The 19807-nt window shown below is 69.8% G+C and carries 17 protein-coding genes; 7 read left to right on the forward strand and 10 right to left on the reverse strand.

Annotated elements, in window-relative coordinates; genetic code table 11:
• Window positions 1-57 precede the first annotated feature (57 nt).
• Window positions 58-801 carry a MerR family transcriptional regulator gene (locus ACQP2E_RS30900; RefSeq protein WP_433834102.1) on the forward strand — a complete coding sequence of 248 codons (744 nt, stop codon included), beginning with the start codon at window positions 58-60 and terminating at the stop codon, window positions 799-801.
• Here ACQP2E_RS30900 and ACQP2E_RS30905 read toward each other — a convergent pair.
• From ACQP2E_RS30905 to ACQP2E_RS30930, 6 genes are all read right to left on the reverse strand, one after another.
• The gene (locus tag ACQP2E_RS30905; RefSeq protein ID WP_433826462.1) at window positions 789-1214 is read right to left on the reverse strand and encodes a PRC-barrel domain-containing protein; all 426 of its coding nucleotides are present in this window, start codon (window positions 1212-1214) and stop codon (window positions 789-791) included. The two genes, ACQP2E_RS30900 and ACQP2E_RS30905, sit on opposite strands and share 13 nt — an antisense overlap.
• A gap of 489 nt (window positions 1215-1703) precedes the next feature.
• A complete protein-coding gene (locus ACQP2E_RS30910) occupies window positions 1704-2672 on the reverse strand; it encodes a sugar kinase (RefSeq protein WP_433826463.1) in 969 nt (322 codons plus the stop codon).
• Window positions 2669-3307 carry a bifunctional 4-hydroxy-2-oxoglutarate aldolase/2-dehydro-3-deoxy-phosphogluconate aldolase gene (locus tag ACQP2E_RS30915; RefSeq protein WP_433826464.1) on the reverse strand — a complete coding sequence of 213 codons (639 nt, stop codon included), beginning with the start codon at window positions 3305-3307 and terminating at the stop codon, window positions 2669-2671. Before ACQP2E_RS30915 ends, ACQP2E_RS30910 begins: the two co-directional genes overlap by 4 nt.
• Before the next feature lie 40 nt (window positions 3308-3347).
• Window positions 3348-3857, reverse strand: a complete 510-nt coding sequence (locus tag ACQP2E_RS30920; RefSeq protein ID WP_433826465.1) for a hypothetical protein — start codon at window positions 3855-3857, stop codon at window positions 3348-3350.
• 35 nt (window positions 3858-3892) lie between these two features.
• Window positions 3893-6709: an AfsR/SARP family transcriptional regulator gene (locus ACQP2E_RS30925; protein ID WP_433826466.1), complete on the reverse strand. Its 2817-nt coding sequence runs from the start codon at window positions 6707-6709 to the stop codon at window positions 3893-3895.
• Between the two features lie 87 nt (window positions 6710-6796).
• Window positions 6797-7819 carry a class I SAM-dependent methyltransferase gene (locus ACQP2E_RS30930; protein ID WP_433826467.1) on the reverse strand — a complete coding sequence of 341 codons (1023 nt, stop codon included), beginning with the start codon at window positions 7817-7819 and terminating at the stop codon, window positions 6797-6799.
• 71 nt (window positions 7820-7890) lie between these two features.
• Here ACQP2E_RS30930 and ACQP2E_RS30935 point away from each other — a divergent pair, with 71 nt between their 5' ends.
• Both ACQP2E_RS30935 and ACQP2E_RS30940 read left to right on the forward strand, forming a co-directional pair.
• The gene (locus ACQP2E_RS30935) at window positions 7891-8778 is read left to right on the forward strand and encodes an NADP-dependent oxidoreductase (RefSeq protein WP_433826468.1); all 888 of its coding nucleotides are present in this window, start codon (window positions 7891-7893) and stop codon (window positions 8776-8778) included.
• A 1001-nt stretch (window positions 8779-9779) separates the two neighbouring features.
• Window positions 9780-10493 (forward strand): SGNH/GDSL hydrolase family protein, encoded by a 714-nt coding sequence (locus ACQP2E_RS30940; protein ID WP_433826469.1) that lies wholly within the window; start codon window positions 9780-9782, stop codon window positions 10491-10493.
• On the opposite strand, the gene ACQP2E_RS30945 is transcribed toward ACQP2E_RS30940, so the two are convergent.
• From ACQP2E_RS30945 to ACQP2E_RS30955, 3 genes are all read right to left on the reverse strand, one after another.
• Window positions 10477-12489, reverse strand: coding sequence for a peptidoglycan recognition protein family protein (locus ACQP2E_RS30945; RefSeq protein ID WP_433826470.1), 2013 nt, complete (start codon window positions 12487-12489; stop codon window positions 10477-10479). The genes ACQP2E_RS30940 and ACQP2E_RS30945 overlap by 17 nt on opposite strands.
• A 148-nt stretch (window positions 12490-12637) precedes the next feature.
• The gene (locus ACQP2E_RS30950) at window positions 12638-13126 is read right to left on the reverse strand and encodes a TspO/MBR family protein (RefSeq protein WP_433826471.1); all 489 of its coding nucleotides are present in this window, start codon (window positions 13124-13126) and stop codon (window positions 12638-12640) included.
• Between the two features lie 42 nt (window positions 13127-13168).
• Complete coding sequence (locus tag ACQP2E_RS30955; protein ID WP_433826472.1) at window positions 13169-13801, reverse strand: TetR/AcrR family transcriptional regulator; 633 nt, start codon at window positions 13799-13801, stop codon at window positions 13169-13171.
• Window positions 13802-13856: 55 nt separating this feature from the next.
• Between ACQP2E_RS30955 and ACQP2E_RS30960 the strand changes: the two genes are divergently transcribed.
• Both ACQP2E_RS30960 and ACQP2E_RS30965 read left to right on the forward strand, forming a co-directional pair.
• Window positions 13857-15434 carry a CocE/NonD family hydrolase gene (locus ACQP2E_RS30960; RefSeq protein WP_433826473.1) on the forward strand — a complete coding sequence of 526 codons (1578 nt, stop codon included), beginning with the start codon at window positions 13857-13859 and terminating at the stop codon, window positions 15432-15434.
• Window positions 15435-15512: 78 nt separating this feature from the next.
• The gene (locus tag ACQP2E_RS30965) at window positions 15513-15662 is read left to right on the forward strand and encodes a hypothetical protein (protein WP_181557796.1); all 150 of its coding nucleotides are present in this window, start codon (window positions 15513-15515) and stop codon (window positions 15660-15662) included.
• Between the two features lie 11 nt (window positions 15663-15673).
• Here ACQP2E_RS30965 and ACQP2E_RS30970 read toward each other — a convergent pair whose 3' ends face one another.
• Window positions 15674-17368, reverse strand: coding sequence for a glycoside hydrolase family 13 protein (locus ACQP2E_RS30970; protein WP_433826475.1), 1695 nt, complete (start codon window positions 17366-17368; stop codon window positions 15674-15676).
• Between the two features lie 82 nt (window positions 17369-17450).
• Here ACQP2E_RS30970 and ACQP2E_RS30975 point away from each other — a divergent pair, with 82 nt between their 5' ends.
• Both ACQP2E_RS30975 and ACQP2E_RS30980 read left to right on the forward strand, forming a co-directional pair.
• Window positions 17451-18452, forward strand: coding sequence for a glycosyltransferase family 4 protein (locus ACQP2E_RS30975; RefSeq protein ID WP_433826476.1), 1002 nt, complete (start codon window positions 17451-17453; stop codon window positions 18450-18452).
• A gap of 159 nt (window positions 18453-18611) precedes the next feature.
• The gene (locus ACQP2E_RS30980; protein WP_433826477.1) at window positions 18612-19778 is read left to right on the forward strand and encodes a glycosyltransferase; all 1167 of its coding nucleotides are present in this window, start codon (window positions 18612-18614) and stop codon (window positions 19776-19778) included.
• Window positions 19779-19807 lie beyond the last annotated feature (29 nt).

The following is a 19807-nucleotide window of genomic DNA, read 5'->3' on the forward strand; positions in this document are numbered from 1 at the left end:
CCAGTGAACGTTTCGTCGCTCTTCCCGCAGAGGTGCCGCTTGAAGTCTCAAAAGGGCATCTATCGCCCTGCGGACCTTGCCGAGCTGCACGGGCTCTCCGCGCAGGCCGTGCGCAACTACGAGCGCGACGGCTTCCTCCCGCCCGCGCGGCGATCCGCCGCCGGCTATCGCCTCTACACCGACCAGCATGTGGCCGCGCTCAGCGCCTTTCTCGCGCTTGTCCAGGGGTACGGGCATCACACGGCCGGCGTGATCATGCGGCTCGTCCACGAAGCTGATCTTCCGGGAGCGCTGGCCGCGATCGACCGGGCACACGTGCAGCTGCAGCGCGATCGGGAGACCCTGGAGTCCGTCTCCGAGGCGGTGACCGTTCTTGCCCACCCGGCGCTACCCACATTCACCGGGTCGGCCCCGGTCACCGTCGGCGTGCTCGCGCACCGGCTCGGCGTCGTCCCGGCCACGCTGCGCAAGTGGGAGCGCGCCGGAATCCTCACGCCGGCCCGCGACCGCACGGCCCGGGTCTATTCACCGGCCGACGTCCGGGACGCCGACCTGGCCCATCTGCTGCGCCGCGGCGGATACCTGCTCGGCCACATCGCGTCGGTGCTGCGCCAGGTCCGCTCGGCCGGTGGCCCGGAACCGCTCGCGGCATCCCTGGCCGGCTGGCAGGACCGGATCAACACCCGGGCGCGGCTCATGCTGACGGGCTCCGCGCGGCTCGCGTCCTACCTGGAATACGCCGCCCCGCCCGTGGGGGTTACGGGCGGGGCGGCGGTCCATGATGACGATCAGCGCGGATAGTCGCGGTAGTTCCCGGTGTAGTACTCACCGACCTGCTCGCGATAGTCCTGCGTCTCGAACGTCTCCTTGTCATACTCAGGAGAGCTCTTGATCTGCTCCTTCGTACGATCCACGTAGACCTTGCGGTCCGTGTGATCGATGTTCTGAACCGTGCCGGCCGGCAGAATCACCTTCCGCCCGAAAATCCACGGTCCCGTGTCGACCACGAGGTACGCAGCCTCGACGTCATAACTGGCCTGGTCGATGGACCCGATGTGCCCGTCGGTCGCCTCGACCTTGAATCCGACCAGATCCACACTGGACCGCCCGGTTTCGCTTTCCTCCAGGCTTTCGACTCCGGCCGGGTCACGGTCGCTCCCAGCCAGCCCAGCCGGATCCCGCCACGACCAGGGAGTGAACGGCGTTGGTTGCATCACAGCCTCCTCACACAGATGAATTGGCGTCCCCCAACCCGTACCCGCACCCCAACCCCACAAACCCCACCGCCCCCAACGACGCCGCACCGGGGCCGCCCGCCCGCGCTCACCCGGCGCTCACCCGGCGCTCACCGCTGCCGCCCGCCAGATCTTGAGTGATGTTCAACCTCCCGCGGTAGAAAATCGCTCAAGATCCGGAATCCCGCTGCCCGGAACCCCGCTGCCCGGAACCCCGCCGCCCGAAGCCCCGCCGCCCGGAACCCCGCCGCCCGGAACCCCGCCGCCCGAAGCCCCGCTGGCCGCGGAGTTCCGGGCCGTCTCAAGCTCGATCGTGGAACCAAAATCGACACGGCCCGGCGGCCGGCTACCGAACTCGTGAGTTTGCGGTCGATCGGACGGCCGAACCGCACAAGATCTGCAGCAACGCCTCGCGCCGCGAGCTGCCGCGCCGCCCGGCAACGGGCAGGTGGCGGCAGCCTGGAACCGTCAGCGGTTGATGTCTGTGCCGCCCAGGGACTGGAGGTCGGTTCGGGTGGGCAGGCCCTCGCAGTCCCCCGGCACCGTCACGGCAAATGCTCCCGCCTCGATCGCCGTACGCAAGCGGTTGGCCGCCGGCAACCCCGCCAGCCGGTCCGCCAGATAGCCCGCCACGAAGGCATCCCCCGCGCCGACCGGGTCGATCGACGACACCGACAGAGCCGGCAACGAGAAGCGGGAGCCGTCGATCAAGGCGACGCACCCACGAGCCCCGTCCTTCACGATCACCTCGGTCGGGCCAAGACCGGCCAGGCCCTCCACCGGATCAGCCGAGCCCAGGAAGATCGCTGCCTCGTCCGGGCCGGCGAAAACCACGTCGGCGCGGCTCACCAGGTCGCGCAGCACCGGCGCGGCGTCGTAGGTCGACCACAGCTTGCTGCGGTAGTTCACGTCGACCGACACCGTCACGCCGGCGGACCTGGCCGTCTCCACGGCGGCGAAGACCGCCGACCGGCAGCTGTCGCTCAGCGCCGGCGTGATCCCGGTGACGTGCAGGATCGAGGCGGCCGCGATCTCGGACTCGGGTACGTCGGACCGGCTGAGGCGGGATCCGGCACTGCCCGCCCGGTGGTAGTCGGCGTGGATGAACTGCGCGGACCGGCGGTACCTGATCATCAGGCCGGTGAACGCGTCGTCTTCGAGGGCGATCACGCGTACCCCGGAAGAGCGCAAGCGGGTCGCGATGAGCGACCCCGCAGCGTCCGTGCCCAGGCGGCCGAGCCAGGTGGCGTCGCCGCCGAGGCGCGCGACACCCATCGCCACGTTGCTCTCCGCGCCGGCGACGCCGAGCGTGAAGCCGCGGGCGTTGTCGAGAGTCCCGATGCCGTCGGCAACAAAGATCCCCATCGCCTCGCCGAAGGTCAGGAGGCCTCCAGTGCGGATCGGGGCGGCGGCCGGGGTAGCTGGGTGGGTGGTCATGAGCGCGCGTAAGCCACGGCGCCGACCGCGTGGCGGGCGCGGGCGGCCAGGGCGGTGAGGCTGCCACCGGACGCGGCGTCGCCGATCAGCGGACCGCCGACCCCGACCGCGGCGGCGCCGGCTTCCAGCCACTTCGCGATGTCGCCGAGGCCGATGCCACCGGTCGGCATGACGCGGACGTCGGGCAGCGGGCCGCGCAGGTCGCGCAGGTAGGACGGCCCGAGGCCACCCGCCGGGAAGAGTTTGATCAGGGGTGCGCCGGCCCGGTACGCCGTGAAGATCTCGGTCGGGCTGAACGTGCCCGGGTAGAACGGCACGTCGGTCGCGATCGGCACCGACGCCGGCGAGACCAGGAAGGTGGCGCCCGCGTCGACGGCTGCTTTCGCATCGTCGTCACTGAGCACCGTGCCGGCGCCGACCTGGACTGCCGACGGCAGCTGACGGCGCAGACCGGCGATGGCTTCCAGGGCGCCGTGCGACGTGAGGGTGATCTCGAGCGCGGTGACACCCGCCGTGACCAGCACGTCAGCAACGGCGGAGAAGGCAGCGGCGGTCGGCGCCCGCAGGATGGCGACGAGGCCCGCGTCGGCGATGGCGGCGGAGACAGGATCGAGGGGTGCGCGTTGGTCGGTCACACCTCGATCCTGCCCGATGTCCGCGGCAGCGAAAAAGCCCTCAGCGGGCTCCGTTCAGCGAAGCCGGCGGCGTGTCCTTGATCTGGAGTTCCTCACGGACCGCCGCCTCGAACTCCTGCATGACCAGCGGCACCTGGGCGAGCAGTTCCCGGAAGTGGGTACGCGGCTCGACACCGACCACCGCTGCCGGGTTCATCTCGCTGTGCAGCCGTTCCAGCTGGAGGTGCACGGCGAGCGCGGCCGAACGCACCGGCCCGGACGCGAGCAACCGGACCGGCATGAGCGCCGGACCGACCTGATCCATGTAGTCGAGAGGGCTCGGTGTCTTCTCACCGGCGTCATATGCCGCACGGAGCCGGTACGTGGCCCGCTCGAAAGCCGCCAATAACTGGACATATGCGTCTTTGCGCTCGTCGTACCACTGCCGGGAATGCCGGCGCCGGGTCAGCATTTCACTGTTACGGGAAGCGGCGAGAAACACGGCCGCCGCCCCGGCAAGGGCGAATACGACGGCCACCAGGGGAAGTCCCCACCACGGGATCTGAGACACCCGATAACGGTATCGACCCGGGGGCGGGCGGTCTGTCAACCACGCCCTCGCGCGAGCGCGGCTTCGATGGAACGGGCCGCTTCCTCGGTCACCCGGGCCGCCCCGAGTACCGTGCCACGCCGGGTCAGCTCCGCCACCCGGGCCACGCCGAGCCGTTCCCGGGCCGCCCCGCGCGCCCGCTCCAACCGTGCCGCCTCGGCGGGGTACACCCGGGCCGGCGGCAACGCCGCGTCGAGCAGCACCGCCGTCTCGTCCTCGCCGACCCGGGCCAGGAGCACGATCAGGTTGCGCAGCGCGGCCGTCTGGAGCGTGTTGTTGCCGGCCCGCCGCCACAGCCGCAGCACGTCCCGGAACGCGGCGAGCGCCAGCGCCGGATCACCGTGCCGGCTGCGGATCGCGACGGCTGCCGTACCGGAAGCTGCCTGGAAGAGCCGGTCGTCGACGGTCGCCGCCAGCGTTTTCGCCTCGCCGAGCAGCTCCAGCGCCCGCGGCGGGTCGAGGTCGCCGAGCGCTTCGCCGAGGCCGTACCGGGATTCGGCCCGCGCGCCGGGATTGCCGGTGCTGTCGGCGAGCTCGACGGCGGCGCGGCCGAGCGCCACCGCTTCGCCGGATCGGCCCGACCAGGCCAGGACCAGCGTTTCGCCGACCATGCCGGAGACCCGGGCGACGGGTTCGCCGGTCATCGCCCGATAGTGGGTGAGCGCGGTCTCGACGTCGCATTCGACGAGGGCCACATCGCCAAGGACCTCATGGGCGAGCGGGTGGGAGAGCGTGGCGAGGCGACGGGCTTCGGCCAGGTCGCCACGGCCCCAGGCGTAGGTGGCGGCCGAGGCGTTGTGCCCTGACGACGCGAGATGACCCCAGGCCAGCACCTCATATTGCTGACATCGGTACCCATATCGGTACATCGCTGCCACCAGCCGGCCCTTCACCCCGTCGTCACCCCGTGCGAATGCCAGCCGTAGATCGGGCAGAAGGGCGTCGATTTCGCGTACCGTCGCCGCCTGATCAACCCCCCGCATGCGTGAGTCGAGGTCCTCGGCCGCCGCGGCCATGGCCGCGGCGTGCCGATGCGCAGCCGCGGTGACCTCGGCGCCCTGCTCCAGCGCGGCGGCCCGCGCAGTCTCCAGCGCGTAGGCACGCACGGTCTCCAGCAGCCGGAACCGCCCCGGACCGTGCCGGACCACCAGCGACCTGTCGACAAGTCCGGCGAGAAGTCCCGCGACCCGGGTACGCGGCAACCGCTCATCACCGGCCACCGCCTCAGCCGTGGCAACCGTGAACCCACCAGCGAACACGGCGAGCCGCCGCAGCAACCGCGCCGAAGCCACATCGAGCAGCCCGAACGACCACTCCACCACGGCACGCAACGTCCGATGCCGCGGATCCGCACCCCGCCGTCCCCGGTCAAGCAGGTCGAGCCGATCGTCCAGCCGCGCGGCAAGCTCGTCCACACCGAGCGCGCCGGCTTGAACGGCAGCGAGCTCGATGGCGAGCGGCAACAGATCCAGCCGTTCGACGATCTCGCCGACGACACCGGACGGGGCAACCCGGGCACGCTCACAGAACAGCCTTCGCGCCGCCTGCGGATCCAGCGGCCCCAACCGCAGCACGCGTTCGCCGTCAGCCCGCAGACTTTCCTGACTGGTCACCACGACCCGAACCCCACGCAACGCCTCCACCAGCGCGGCTGCCGCACCCAGCACGTGCTCGCAGTTGTCCAGCACCACGACAGCCCGCGTAGCGGCAGCCTCAGCGATCACCGCCAGCGGCTCGTCATGCGGCGCCACCCGCGCACCGACCCCGACCGCGACGGCCTCCAGAAAGTCCGCCTCCCGCACATCGGCGGCATCCACCCACGCCACTCCGGGCGTAGCCCGCACGGTCTCCGCCACCAGCCGCGTCTTGCCCACCCCACCAGGCCCGACGACACTCACCAGGCCCGGCTCCGCGATCAGTCGCGCCAGCTGCCGCTGCTCACTCTCCCGACCCATGAAAGACGAAAATCTCAGGGGTACGCACAATGCCAGGCCCCTCTGGTTCTCCGGGGCGACCTGGGTGGTGGGCCAAGCCTTTGCCGCCCGTTCCGGGCGGAGCTGCAACTCATCGTTGACGTGGATGCCTCGAAGAAGAGCTCGCTGGATCTGCTGGACCCGCTCCGAAGGGTCCAATCCCAGCCGGTCGACCATCGCATCGGCGTGCCGGCGCAGCACCTCCAGCGCTTCACCCCGGCAGCCGGCCGCCACGAATGCCCCGGCCAGCGCGACCGCACCGTCCTCCCAGCAGGGGTCAGCGCCGGACGGCTCCCGCAACAGCTCAGCCGCGTCGGCGGGCGCCAGCGTCTCGGCATGCCGAACCAGCGCACCCCGATAGAGCGCCCCGAGCCTCGCCGCGATCCCCCGGAACGGCTCCCCCGGGAACTCCACGAGCGGCACCCCACGCCAGAGCCCCACCGCCTCCGCAACGTTTCCCGGCCGCGCATCCCGGCCGTTTCCCGGCCGCGCATCCCGGCCGTTTTCCGGCTGGGGAACCCGGCCACGCAGCAGAGACTCGAAGCGGAGCACGTCAACCGCGTCGCCCGGCAGATGGAGGCAGTAACCGGCCGGCCCATGAGTGATCAGCCCAGGAACACCGAGCCGCGAACGCAGCCGAGCCACATGAGACTGAAGCGTGTTACGAGCCGACACCGGCGGGTCCTCCGGCCAGAGCGCGTCAACCAGCTCACCGACCGCGACCGGCCGCCCAGCCCGCAGAGCGAGCAACGCCAGCACAGCACGCTGAGACCCACCGGCCACCACAACCGGCCCGCCCTCACCCTCCACTTCGAAGGGTCCCAACATCCGGACCAACACGCCCACGACGGTAGGCCGCCCCACCACACCCACCGCAACCCACAAACAGCCGAACCGCTGAAATCCGACTCTCCACTCCGGGCGCGGTTACTGAAGTTGGTAGAAGCGCCAGAAGTCGTTGGCGATGTCGAGGACTGCCGGCGACCGGAACCCTGCCTCGGCGGCCCAGGCCAGCAGGGTAGGCGCGCGCAGGATTGTGCCGTTGGCGAGTACCGGGTTCTCGGCTCGGGTGGCGGGCAGGCAGTGCAGGACGCTGAACGCGTACTGGAGGCGTTCCACCTCGCCGGCCGGGGCGGTGAACTCGTCGGCGACGCGCTCGTCGGCGACGAAGACGCCGCCGCCGGGGCTGAGCAGTCCACGGGCATTGCCGAGCACCCCCACCGGGTCCCCCATGTCGTGCAATGCCTCAAAAATCGTGATCAGGTGGTATGAACCGGTCACCGATGCCGCGTCGGCGACCGTGAAGCTGACCCGATCGGCCACCCCCGCCGCCGCGGCCACCGAGCGAGCCACGGCGATCGAGTCCTCGTCCAGGTCGACGCCCCGTACCGTCACGGCGGGGTAGGCCAAGGCCATCGCCACCGACGAATACCCCATGCCGCAGCCCAGATCGAGCACCCGCGCCCCCGACCGCAACCGAGCCTCGATCTCCGGTACCGCCGGCAGCCACGCCGTAGTGAGCAAGTGGTCGAACATCGGCCGGTTGAACCCGGCGATCCCATGCCGGACATGCGCGTATTCGGAGTAGGGCACCCCTTCCCCACTCCGGAACGCCGCGATGACCCGCGGAGTCAACAAGGCCACGCCGACAGCGAACTGGCTGGCCGCGCCGGCATAAAACGGCCCGCCCTCGTCCAGCAGCACCTCGGCAGCGCCCGGAGCAAGAGCGAAGTCAGGCGTCAGAAAACTGGCCGCGGCCTGCTGTTCCAGCCACTCCCGGGCATACCGATCGTCGATGCCGGCGGCCTTGGCGAGCTCCGACGGGGTCAGTGGGCCGTCCCGCAACGCGGCATACAGACCGAGCTCCCGCCCGATCTCGACGGTGAAGAGTTCCAGGGCGCCGGTGAGCGCGCCGAAAAGGCGTTCGCCCAAAGCTTCAGCAGTAGTCATGAGAAGAGCAGAACCCGGCCCGCGTGCAGAACGCTTGACCTCAACGTGAGTTCAGCTTGCAGGGTGGTCACATGAGAGCTGTCGTCTTCGACCGATACGGCCCGCCCGACGTCCTGCGCTTCGCCGACCTGCCCGATCCGGAGCCGCAGCCCGGCGAGGTCCTGATCCAGGTGTACGCGGCCGGGGTGCAACCGTTCGACGTTGCGGTCCGGACCGGCCGCATGCCGTGGGTACAGGCCCGATTCCCGCAACAAATCGGCCAGGAATACTCAGGTGTCGTGGTGAAAGGGGACTTGACTCCGGGCACCCCCGTCCTCGGCTCCACCATGCTCAACGGCGTATCCGAAAAACTCACCGTCCCGGCCGAGAACGTCGTGATCAAGCCGGACCACCTCGACTTCCCCACCGCAGCCGGCCTGGTGGCGGCCTCACAAACGGCAAGCGGCGCGATCCAGGAACTCGAGATCACCACCGGCGACGTCTTCCTGCTGCACGCCGCTGCAGGCTCGGTGGGAACGATCGCCACCCAGCTGGCGATCCGAGCGGGCGCCACGGTCATCGGCACGGCCAGCCCGAACAACCACGATTACCTGCGCGAACTGGGTGCGCTCCCGGTCGCGTACCAGGGTGGTCTGATCGAAGCAGTGCGCGCCACCGGCCTGAAGCCGACCGCCGCTCTCGACGCCGCAGGCGGCGATGCGATCGCCCAATCGATCGCGCTGGGCATTCCGGCGGAGCGCGTCGGCACGATCGCCGACGACAAGGCGGCGGCCGAGCACGGCGCCCGGGTGGTGCGTGCGGGGCGCTCGCCGCAGCGGCTGGCCGAGACGATCAACATCGCGGGCCTGCGAATGCCGATCCGCCAGTTCCCGTGGACGCAGGCCGCCGAGGCGCACGCCGCGGTCGAGTCCCGGCACGGCCGCGGCAAGGTCGTCCTAACGATCGATCATCACGGCTGACCCGCCGAGCAAGCGCGCAAGTATCGCGCCGGCACCCGCATCTCACCGAGCGCCGAGCCGCGCACCCCGAGCGCCGCACCCCGCGCCCCGCGCCCCGAGCCCCGCGCCCCGAGCCCCGCGCCCAGCACCCCGCACCCCGCGCCCCGAGCCCAGCACCCCGAGCGCCGAGCGCCGAGCGCCGAGCGCCGAGCCGATCATGGCAAGCGTCAGGTGCGGGTCCGGCGACCACCGTGCCGACGCCGGGCCGGGCACCGTGCCGATGCCGGCCGGGCCACCGTGAGCCCTTCCTCGCGCAGTGCCGCCTGGGCTTTCGTGGCGGTGGCGATCGCGATGCCCCACTCTCGGGTGATGGCCCGCGCCGATGGCACTCGCTCCCACGGGGCGGCGTGGCGGTTTCTCGGTGCGAGGTGCCGCTCAGAGATCTTGTGCGGTTCGGCCAGCCGATCGACCACAAGTGCACGACTTTGTGGGGACGGCCATCCACGGCATGTCGTTTCGGGTGGTTTGTGAGCGTTGTAGTGACGCTGCCACGACCGCGGGTGGACGGTTCCGGATCTTGGACAGTCATGGGTGTTCCATGCCCCACCGGTTTCCAAGGTCCGGCCGACGCGGTGCTTCCAGTTCCGACGTGGCGAACGCGGTTTTCACCGATCTTGTGGACTTCGGCGAACCGTTTGCGCGCAACTCCACAAGATCGGCCACGCCTGTTCGATCTTGTGGAGTTGCGCGGGCACGCCTGCGGAGAAATCCACAAGATCCAGGCGAGGCAGCACCAGGCGAGGCGGCACCAGGCGAGGCAGAGCGGCACCGGGCGGGGCAAAGCGGCACCAGGCAGAACGCCACCGGGCGAGGCAGCACCAGGCGAGGCAGAGCGCCACCGGGCGGGGCAAAGCGGCACCAGGCAGAGCGCCACGGCGCAGAGGCGTGGCAATCCGGTAGCCGCCGGTTGCAGCTCTGGATCACCCGCTCAGCGCCCGGCGGTACACGTCGAATCGCCGGGCATGCGCCTGCTGAACCGCCTCGTCGCCGTGTCCCTGGCCGCCGTCGTCGGCCTGGCCGCCCCCGCACCTCAAGCGGCCGGAGCAGCGCCTCTGCAAGCCCAGACCACCCCGATCCGGATCATGCCGCTCGGCGACAGCCTGACCTTCGGCAAGGGTGACCGGACCGAGAACGGTTACCGCACCGATCTGCACACCTGGCTCACCGCCGCCGGCGTCGACACCGACTTCGTCGGCTCGCAGGCCAACGGATCCGGCGCCGACACCGCCCACGAAGGACACCCCGGCTGGCGGATCTCCTGGATCACCCGGCACACCGGGTACTGGATGAAGAAGTACAAGCCGCAGGTCGTCCTGCTCGACATCGGCACCAACGACCTGCTGCGCCACCAGGCCCTCGGCGCCCCGCAGCGCCTCGACAAGCTGATTGACAAGATCATCGCGACCGACCCGGGCACCCGGATCGTCCTGGCGAAGCTGCTGATCGTGAAGGGCAAGCACGAGCGCGAGTTCCGGTCGTTCAACTCGAAGCTGGCCAAGGCCGCGGCTCGCCATCCGCGCAACGTCACGCTCGTCGACATGTCGGTCATCCCGGCGTCGGACACCGTCGACGGCGTGCACCCGAGCCAGGCCGGTTACCGCAAGATGGCCGCCCAGTGGTACCAGGGCCTGCGCAAGGTCCTGCCGATGACGACCCCGGTCACTCCAGATATGTGACGCCGTCCAGCGACACGGAACCGCTCTCCACCTGCACCTTGATGGTGTGCGTGCCACTCGCCGGCCACATCCGGGTCCACACCGCCTGCCGGAACATCGGCGTCGCCGACCGCAGATTCACCACACCCTGGTCACGCCCGTCGAGGAAGACGCGCACCGTGCCGGAGGTCGCCGTGCGTGCGGCCACGAGCGCGGCCGACCGGCCGGTGACGGTCCAGGTCAGCGACGCGCCGCGAGCAGACGCGCCGGCAGCTTCGCTGCCGATGAAAGCACTGTCGCGCTGGGTGCGCCAGGTTCCGGTCCGTCGTGCGCCGGCTTCGGCGACGAGCGCGAGGGTACGCGTAACCGAAGCGCTCGCCACGTTCCCCGCCCGGTCCGCGGCCGTCACGGTCCACGATCCGTTCTCGCCCAGCGGCACGGCCGAGTCGAAAGTCCGTGCGGCGCCGCTGAGCACGCCACGGCCGGTGCCGGTGACCCGTACCGATCGCAGGCCGCTGGCGTCGGCGGCGGTCCAGGCGACCCGCACCGGGACGGTGCCGGTGATCGAGCCGGTCCGCAACGTCACCTGCGGTTCGCCCGCGAACGACGGAGGCACCGGGTCGGCGAGGATCCGCGCGCTGGACAGTGCCGTGCGACCGGAGAGGTGGACCCCTTTGACCACGACGGTGTGTGCCCCGGCCGGCAGCTGCAGCCGGGACAGCCGGTGCCCGGCCGGCACGGCGGTGAAGAGCCGCCCGTCGAGCCACACCTCGAAGCGGTCCATCATCCGGGTGGGCGTGGAGAGCGTCCAGAGCGGCTGGACCAGTCCCCGGGTGTAGAACTTCCCGGCGTACGCGCTGGCGCCGCTGAGCTGCTGGAACCGCAGTCCGATCGGTGCGCCGCCGGCAAGCGCCCGGATCGACGGGAGCTGGGCGTACAGCCCGTTGCCCGGGCACTCGGTGGATCCGGCGTCGCGGTGCCCGGAGATCCGGTTGAGGTTCGCGGCCTTGCCGGCCGGATATTTGTTGCTGCCGCCGGACACGTACGACACCCGTCCGGCCGGCGGGCTCCCCCACGCCCCGAGTTTGTACGCCGCGACCTGCGCGACCGAAGCCCGCGCCTCCGCCGGGATCCCGGTGGCCCGGAAGTCGCCGATCACCGCGATGGCGCTGGCGTTGCTGTTGAAGCCGAGGGTGTGCGCGCCGAGCACCGAGCGGTGCACCCCGCCCCGGCGTCCCTCGAAGACGGTGCCGCACTTGTCGACCAGGAAGTTGTACCCGATGTCGTTCCAGCCCTTGCTCTTCACCTGGTACGCCTCGATGCCCCGCATGATGCTCGCCGACTGCCCGCAGTTGTAGCCGTTGCCGGACGCGGTGTGGTGCACGAAGACGACCTGGATCGGCCCGGTGAAAGCGGTCTGCCCCTTCACGATGGCCTCGTTGGCACCCCAGCCGGCTCGGGTGACGATCTTCGGGACCGGGCGGGCCGGCAGTTTCGGGCTCCGCCGGGCCTCGCTGACGGCGGCCACCGGGGCCATCACCGCCGGTGACGCCACAGCGCCGTCCGGGTTGATCAGGTCCACCCGCAGGTCATCGGGCACGTGTTTCCCCGCCATCCTGGCCTGCACGCCGTCGGACGGCCCGACCCAGAGCGGATCGCTGGCCCCGCGTGCCCCTTCGGCGCCGCCGGACGCGTCCGGGTTGTCGGTCTCCAGCACCTGCCACGGCGTCCACCGTCCGGTCTCGGCGGCCCGGGTACGCACCTCGATCCGGCCCTCACTCGCCGCGCGCGGATCCGCCCAGGTCACACCGACCATGCTGAACGGCTCGGTGGCACGCCGAGCGAGTTCGGCGAAGGAGGTTCTTTCAAAGGCGGCCAGCCTCAGGCCGTCCTGGCGTGCGAAACCGAACGTCTGCAGCACCGGGCCCGTGGTGACCGGCTCGCCCGGTTTCGCCACGGCTACGGCCACTGCGACCGCCGGGGTGACAGCGACCAGGGCGGCAAGCAGGCGACGCATGGAGACTCCCCCGGCCACCGGCGGAAGGGGTCAAAACGGGGCTTTCCGGTGACCATGTGCCACCTTGCCGGTGGACGGAGTGACGCGTGGGGAGTTCCGTGAAAAAAGCTCGGATTTTTACCCGTGAGGCTTTCTTACGTTGGAAGCCTCAGTTGGCCGACCAGATTGCCGCATTCAGGGCAGTGGCGAAGCCGACCCACCCCAGGTACGGCACCAGCAGCCCGGCGGCCACCTTGGAGACCGGCCGGAACTTCCAGATGGTCACCACGATCAGCACCCAGAGCACAACGATGTCGATCAGCGCGAGCCCGTACTGGCCGGCACCGAAAAAGATCGGGGTCCAGATCGCATTCAGGACCAGCTGGGCGGCGTACCAGTTGAGCGCGGCAGACCAGCCCGTACGGCGCCAGACCAGCCAGCCGCTCATTGCGATCATCGCGTACAGAACGGTCCAGACGGGGCCGAACAGCCACGATGGTGGCGCCCAGGACGGTTGATTGAGGCTGTTGTACTCGTTCGCGGTTCCGGCCACGCCGAGCCCACCGATCAGCGCCGCCACCGCGACGGCCACACCGAAACCGGCCAGGGCGAGCCAGGGCGAGACTCGCCTTCCGGAACGCACCACATGACTGCTCATGCCCTGCGAATTACCCGGCGGCGTGCCAATCAATCTCGATTATCAAGAATTCCCGCTTGCCTGGTTAACCAGTCCGGTGATCACCCAGTCCGCGATCTGCTCGAAGCCCGGCGGCGATCCGCCGCTCTCGGCGAAGGCCGCCGCAAGCCGCGGGAAGTCGCCGCTCGCCATCGCCGCGACGATCTGGGCGGCCTGTTCGGTGCCGGTCGAGTCACCGGCCAGCTCAGCGGTCACGTACGACGCGACGAAGCCGGTGAGCAGCGCGAGCACCGCCATCCGGGTGCCGCCGGAGAGGCCGGACGGCTCCAGCGCGCCGAGGCCGTGCTCCAGATAGGTGAGCAGGTTGAGCCCCGTCACCGACCGGCCGGTGAGCGCCCCGGTCAGCCACGGGTGCTTCAGCATCATCGCCCGCTGGACGCCGACCAGGGCGAACACGTCGGCCCGCCAATCGCCGGTGAGCGCCGGCAACGCCAGCTCGCCGGCCACCCGGTCCACCATCAGGTCGATGAGGTGTTCCCGGTCCGGCACATAGGTGTAGAGCGACATCGCCCCGGCGCCGATCTCGGACGCGACCCGCCGCATGGTGACGGCGTCCAGTCCGTTCGCGTCGGCGAGCCGGACCGCAGCGGCGAGCACCTGGTCACGGTTGTGGACCGGTGGACGGCCTCGTGGCACGGGAAACCTCCTGCTACTGTTTTCAGTACAGCGTACGAAAAAGGGAGCGTGACGTATGCAGCAGCTGCCCTTGATCCTCCGAATGATGCGGCGGCGGGCCCGCAAGGGCCCCGCCGCACGCTACGACGTCACCTGGGAGCGGGCGGTGCCGATGCCCGGCGCCGACGGGAACACCCTGCTCACCGACCACTACGCGCCGGTCACCGGCGAGCCGTGCCCGACGATCCTGCTGCGCGCGCCCTACGTGCGCGGCGGCTTCCCGTGGAACTACCTGTACGGCGCTCTCTTCGCTGAGCAGGGCTTCCACGTGCTGCTGCAGAGCAGCCGGGGCACCGGCGGGTCGGACGGCGAGTTCCACACCTGGCGCAACGAGGCGCCGGACGGCCAGGCCGCGGTCGAGTGGATCCGCAAGCAGGAGTGGTTCACCGGTGATCTGTTCACGCTCGGCGCGAGCTACATGACCTACAGCCAGCTCAGCCTCGCCGCTGAGCCGCCGCCCGAGTGGCGCGGAGCGATCGCCCAGGTCGGCCTGCTGAACCCGCAGCCGTTCTTCTGGCCGGGCGGGTCGTTCGCGCTGGAGCGCTCGCTCGTCGGCGGGCTGGGCATGTTCGGTCAGGCGGCCACCTTCTGGGACAACGTGAAGGCAGTACTCCGCCTGCAGCGTCACCTGCGCCGGGCCACCCTCGGCCTGCCGCTGGCCGAGGCATACCAGGCGCCGTTCGGCGGCCGGCGCCTCGAGTTCGAACGGTGGCTGGCCGCGCCCGACGCCGACGATCCGTATTGGGAGGGCGCCGACGTCACCGGCTCGGCCGCGGCGCTGCCCATCCCGGTCACCCTGATGACCGGCTGGCACGACCTCGCCACCGACCAGGTGATCGAGCTGTACCGGCGACGCCATGCCGCCGGGCTGCCAGTCGAGCTGCTGATCGGCCCGTGGACACACACCAGCTCGCTCGGTGAGGGCTGGACCGAGACGTTCACCCAGGCCCTGCGGACGCTGCGGGGCGAGACGCCGGCCCAGCCGGTCCGCGTACACATGGGTGGGATCGATGAGTGGCGCGACCTGCCCGATTGGCCGCCCCCCGGGCGTCCGTCCGCCCTCTTCCTCTCCGCAGGCACGTTGCGCTCCGAGGCCGGTCCCGGTTCCACCACATTTCGGTACGACCCAAACTCCCCGACGCCGTCGATCGGAGGCGCTCTCCAGTCGCCGACCCAGGGCACCCACGACAACGCCAAGCTGGAGAAACGATCCGATGTGATCCTCTTCGACACCGATCCGCTGCCCGATGCGGTCGAGGTGATGGGCGAGGTGCGATTCGTGGCCGACGCGTCGACCACCGCGGCCAGCGGCGATCTCTTCGCCCGGCTCTGCGACGTGTCCCCGGACGGGAAGTCGATAAATGTGTGTGACGGCCTGGCCCGGATCGCCGGCGGGCGGACCGAGGTGTCGCTCGGCTCCACGGCACACCGGTTCCGGCCCGGGCACCGGATCCGGCTGCTGGTCGCCGGCGGCGCGCACCCGAGGTTCCTGCGTAATTACGGGACCGGTGAGCCGCCCGGCCCGGCCACCCGCATGGTCACCACCGACACGACGGTCCGGAACACCTCGTTCGTGGTGCTTCCGGTCGTATAAGCGAGGGCTTGCGGTTTAGTGCTCATCGCGGTGGGGGTACAGCGTCGCCGCTCTACCCCCACTCATCGAGGAGCACTCATGTCCATCCAGGGACTCTTTTACTTGATCGCGATCATCCTGCTCGTCCTCGCGGCGCTGCCGATCGGCACCCGCGGCGTCAGCCTGGCCCTGCTCGGCGCGGCGTTCGCCCTGCTCGCGTACTCCTGGCCGACCCTGACCGAGGGCTGAGCCGGGTCTTTCTAGACCGACCTCCGATAGACCACGGCCTGCCAGGGGGCGATCGTCGCGTCGACGGGCGCCTCCGGCAGGTTGTTCAGGATCAGATCCCCGTCCAGATCCAAGTCGGCGACGACCGGCTCGCCGGTGAAGTTGCCGATCACCAGCAGTTCGGTGCCGCCGAGTCGTCGCGTGAAGGCGTACAGACGCTCGTCGTTGGGCAGCAGCATCGTGAAGTCGCCGTCGACAACGGCCGGCTCGGTGTGCCGCAGCTCGATGAGCTTGCGGTACCAGTGGAACACCGAATCCGCGTCGGCCTGCGCGGCAGCGGCGTTGATCTCGGTGTGGTTCGGGTTGACCGCCAGCCAGGGCGTCCCGGTGGTGAAGCCGGCGTGCGGCGAGCCGTCCCACTGCATCGGGGTACGCGCGTTGTCCCGCCCCCGCGCCCGCAGGACCGTCAGCACCTCGTCCGGACTCCGGCCCTCCATGTCGAGGGCCTGCCGGTACTGGCCGAGCGCCTCGATGTCGCGGAAGTCCTCGATCCCGGCGAACGGGTAGTTCGTCATCCCGAGCTCTTCGCCCTGATAGATGTACGGCGTCCCGCGGTGCAGGTGCAGCACCGTGCCGAGCATCTTGGCCGACGCCACCCGGTACTGCTTGCTGTCGTCGCCGTACCGGGAGACCGCGCGCGGCTGGTCGTGGTTGTTCCAGTACAGACTGTTCCAGCCCAGGTCGGCGAGCCCGGCCTGCCACCGGCCGAAGATCGCCTTCAGGTTGGTGAGCTGCAACGGCATCAGCAGCCACGGGTCCGGGCCCCGGTCGACCCACACGTGGTCGAACTGGAAGACCATGTCGACCTCGTGCCGTTCCGGGTCGGTGTGCAGCCGGGCCTGTTCCACGGTGACGCCGGGCGTCTCACCGACGGTCAGCAGACCCTCCCGGCCGGCGAAGACCTCCCGGTGCATCTCCTGGAGGAACTCGTGCAGCCTCGGGCCGCCGATGAAGGAGTCGGAGCCGTCCGCGTACGCCGCCCCGGCGCTGAGCCGCCCGTCGCGCAGCGATCCGTCCTCGCCGATCACCTTGGAGATCATGTTGATGACGTCCATCCGGAAGCCGTCCACGCCCCGGTCCAGCCACCAGCGCATCATCGCGTAGACGGCCTGGCGGACCTCCGGGTTCTCCCAGTTGAGGTCGGGTTGCTTCGTCGAGAACAGGTGCAGGTAGTACTCGCCGGTCTTCTCGTCGTACTTCCAGGCCGGGCCGCCGAAGACGGAACCCCAGTTGGTCGGCTCGGCGCCGGGTGTTCCCGGTTCCATGCCGTCGCGGGCCGGGCGCCACCAGTACCAGTCGCGTTTCGGGTTGTCCTTCGACGACCGGCTCTCGGCGAACCACTGATGCTCGTCGGAGCTGTGGTTCACCACCAGGTCCATGATCAGTTTCATGCCGCGGGCGTGCGCGCCGGCCAGCAGCTCGTCGAAGACCTCCAGGTCGCCGAAGAGCGGCTCGATGTTCTGGTAATCGCTGATGTCGTACCCGTTGTCATCCTGCGGCGACGGATAGATCGGCGACAGCCAGAGCACGTCGACGCCGAGTTCGGCCAGGTAGTCGAGGTGGCCGACGATGCCGCGCAGGTCGCCCATGCCGTCGCCGTCCGAGTCCGCGAAGCTTCGCGGATAGATCTGGTAGACGACAGCCTTCTTCCACCACGAATCCGTCATGGCTCTTCTCTAACACGAGTTCGCTCTTGATACCGGCCAGGCATACTGTCGACGTGGTTATGACAGGAACACGTGGAATGTCATGAAGGTCGCACTCCTGGGCCCCATCGCCTGGCGTACGCCACCGCTGCACTACGGCCCGTGGGAGCTGATCACCAGCCTGATCACCGAGGGGCTGGTCGCCCGCGGCGTCGACGTGACGCTCTTCGCCACCCTTGATTCGGTCACCGCGGCCAGCCTCGACGGCGTGGTACCCACCGGGTACGAGGAGAACGACGAGATCGACGGCCGGGTCTGGGAGGCGATCCACGTCAGCCACGCGCTCGAACGGTCCGGCGAGTTCGATCTCATCCACAACCATCTGGACTGGTTGCCGCTCGCCTTCTCGGCACACTGCCGGGCGCCGATGCTCACCACCATCCACGGTTTCTCCGGGCAGAACATCCTTCCGGCGTACCGAAGGAGTCGCTCGCACTTCGTGAGCATCTCCGACAGCGACCGTTCTCCCGATCTGGAATATGTGGCAACCGTTCATCACGGCATCGACCTGAGAGGTTTACCGTTCCATCCGGACGGCGGTGACGACCTGATCCTCTTCGGGCGCATCCATCCCGACAAAGGAACCGACATCGCCATCGAGATCGCCCGCCGGGCCGGGCGGCGGCTCATCATGTGCGGAATCGTGCAGGATCGCGATTACTTCGCCGAAAAAGTGGAACCCATGATCGACGGCGAGGGTGTGATCTATCGCGGTTCGGTCGGCCCGGAGGAACGGGCCGGGATCCTCGGCTCCGGAGCGGCGCTGCTGCACCCCATCAGGTTCGCCGAACCGTTCGGACTTTCCGTCGTCGAGGCCATGGCGTGCGGCACGCCGGTGATCGCGTACCGAAATGGTTCGATGCCTGAAGTGGTGGACGAGGGTGTCACGGGTTACGTTGTGGATACCGTCGACGAGGCGGTGGCGGCGGTCGGGATGATCGCCGCGGTCGATCGAGCGGCCTGTTCGGCACGTGCGCGGTTACGCTTCTCCGCCGACCGCATGGTCGAGGAGTACTTGGCGATTTACCGAAAAATCATCAGCTGATTAGCTGGATCTTGTTAACGTCGCAATGTGAATTGCGCGTTAAACGGCCCTTTTTCTCGGACCGCCTCTGCGCCGTTCCCGCGCGGTTTACGACACCGTGCCCGCGCGCGCTGAGTCCGTGCTGCGGGGAGGCAGCCGGCCGAGGAGAAAGGCCCTGTCATGCCCGCGACATACGGGTTTCTGAGCACATATCCACCCACGCAATGCGGTTTGGCGACATTCAATGCGGCACTCGCGACCCACCTGGTTGCCGGGTCCCCCGGCTCAGGCGTCGTACGCCTGCTCGCCAGCGACAACACGAGCGGTGGGATCGAGCTCGACGGGGCAGCCCCACGGGTCGTACACACCTGGCACACCGACCGCCCCGGCGGATGGGTCGCCGCCACCACGGCCCTGAACCGATTCGACGTGGTGATCGTCCAGCACGAGTACGGCATCTACCCGGGCGACGCCGGCGCCGAGATCCTGCCGGTGCTGCGCGGCCTGCGCGTCCCGGTGATCGTGGTCCTGCACACCGTGCTGACCCACCCGGACCAGCAGCAGCGGACCGTCCTGGAGCAGATCGTCGCCACGGCCGACGCCGTGGTGACGATGACCGACACCGCGCGTACCCGGCTCACCGGCTTCTACGACGTGGACCCTCGCAAGATCACTGTGATTCCGCACGGCGCGGCCAGTCACGCGGGCCTGCCCCGGTCGGCCGCGGACGAGCCGAACCACCGGCCGCACCTGCTCACCTGGGGCCTGCTCGGACCCGGCAAGGGCATCGAGTGGTCGCTGCGGGCGCTGGCGTTCCTCGACGATGTCGAGCCCAGGCCGATCTACACGGTCGCTGGGCGTACCCACCCTTCGGTCCTCCAGCAGCAGGGTGACGCGTACCGGGACTCGCTCAAGGCGATCGCCGAGGAACGCGGTGTCGCCGACTGTGTCCGCTGGGCCGACGTCTACCTCGACCCGGACGAGCTGTCCCGGCTGATCACCTCGGCCGACGCGGTCGTGCTGCCGTACGACTCCACCGAGCAGGTCACCTCGGGCGTGCTCATCGAGGCGGTGGCGGCCGGGATCCCGGTGGTCGCGACCGAGTTCCCGCACGCGGTCGAGCTGCTCGCGGACGGGCCCGGTCTGCTCGTACCCCATCAGGATCCGGAGGCGATGGCGATGGCGATCCGCAGGGTCCTGGCCGAGCCGGGCCTGCCCGGCCGGCTCACCGGCCTGGCCGGTGGTCCGACGCTGCGCTGGCCCGCCGTGGCCGCGCGGTACTCATCGCTCGCCGCCCGCCTGACCGCCGCCCGCCGGCCGCTCGCAGTGCAGACCATTTCCGCATGAGCGAGCCTGCGAGCTCATGCGGACGCATG

The organism is Actinoplanes sp. CA-015351, from assembly GCF_050955685.1.
Taxonomy (GTDB): domain Bacteria; phylum Actinomycetota; class Actinomycetes; order Mycobacteriales; family Micromonosporaceae; genus Actinoplanes.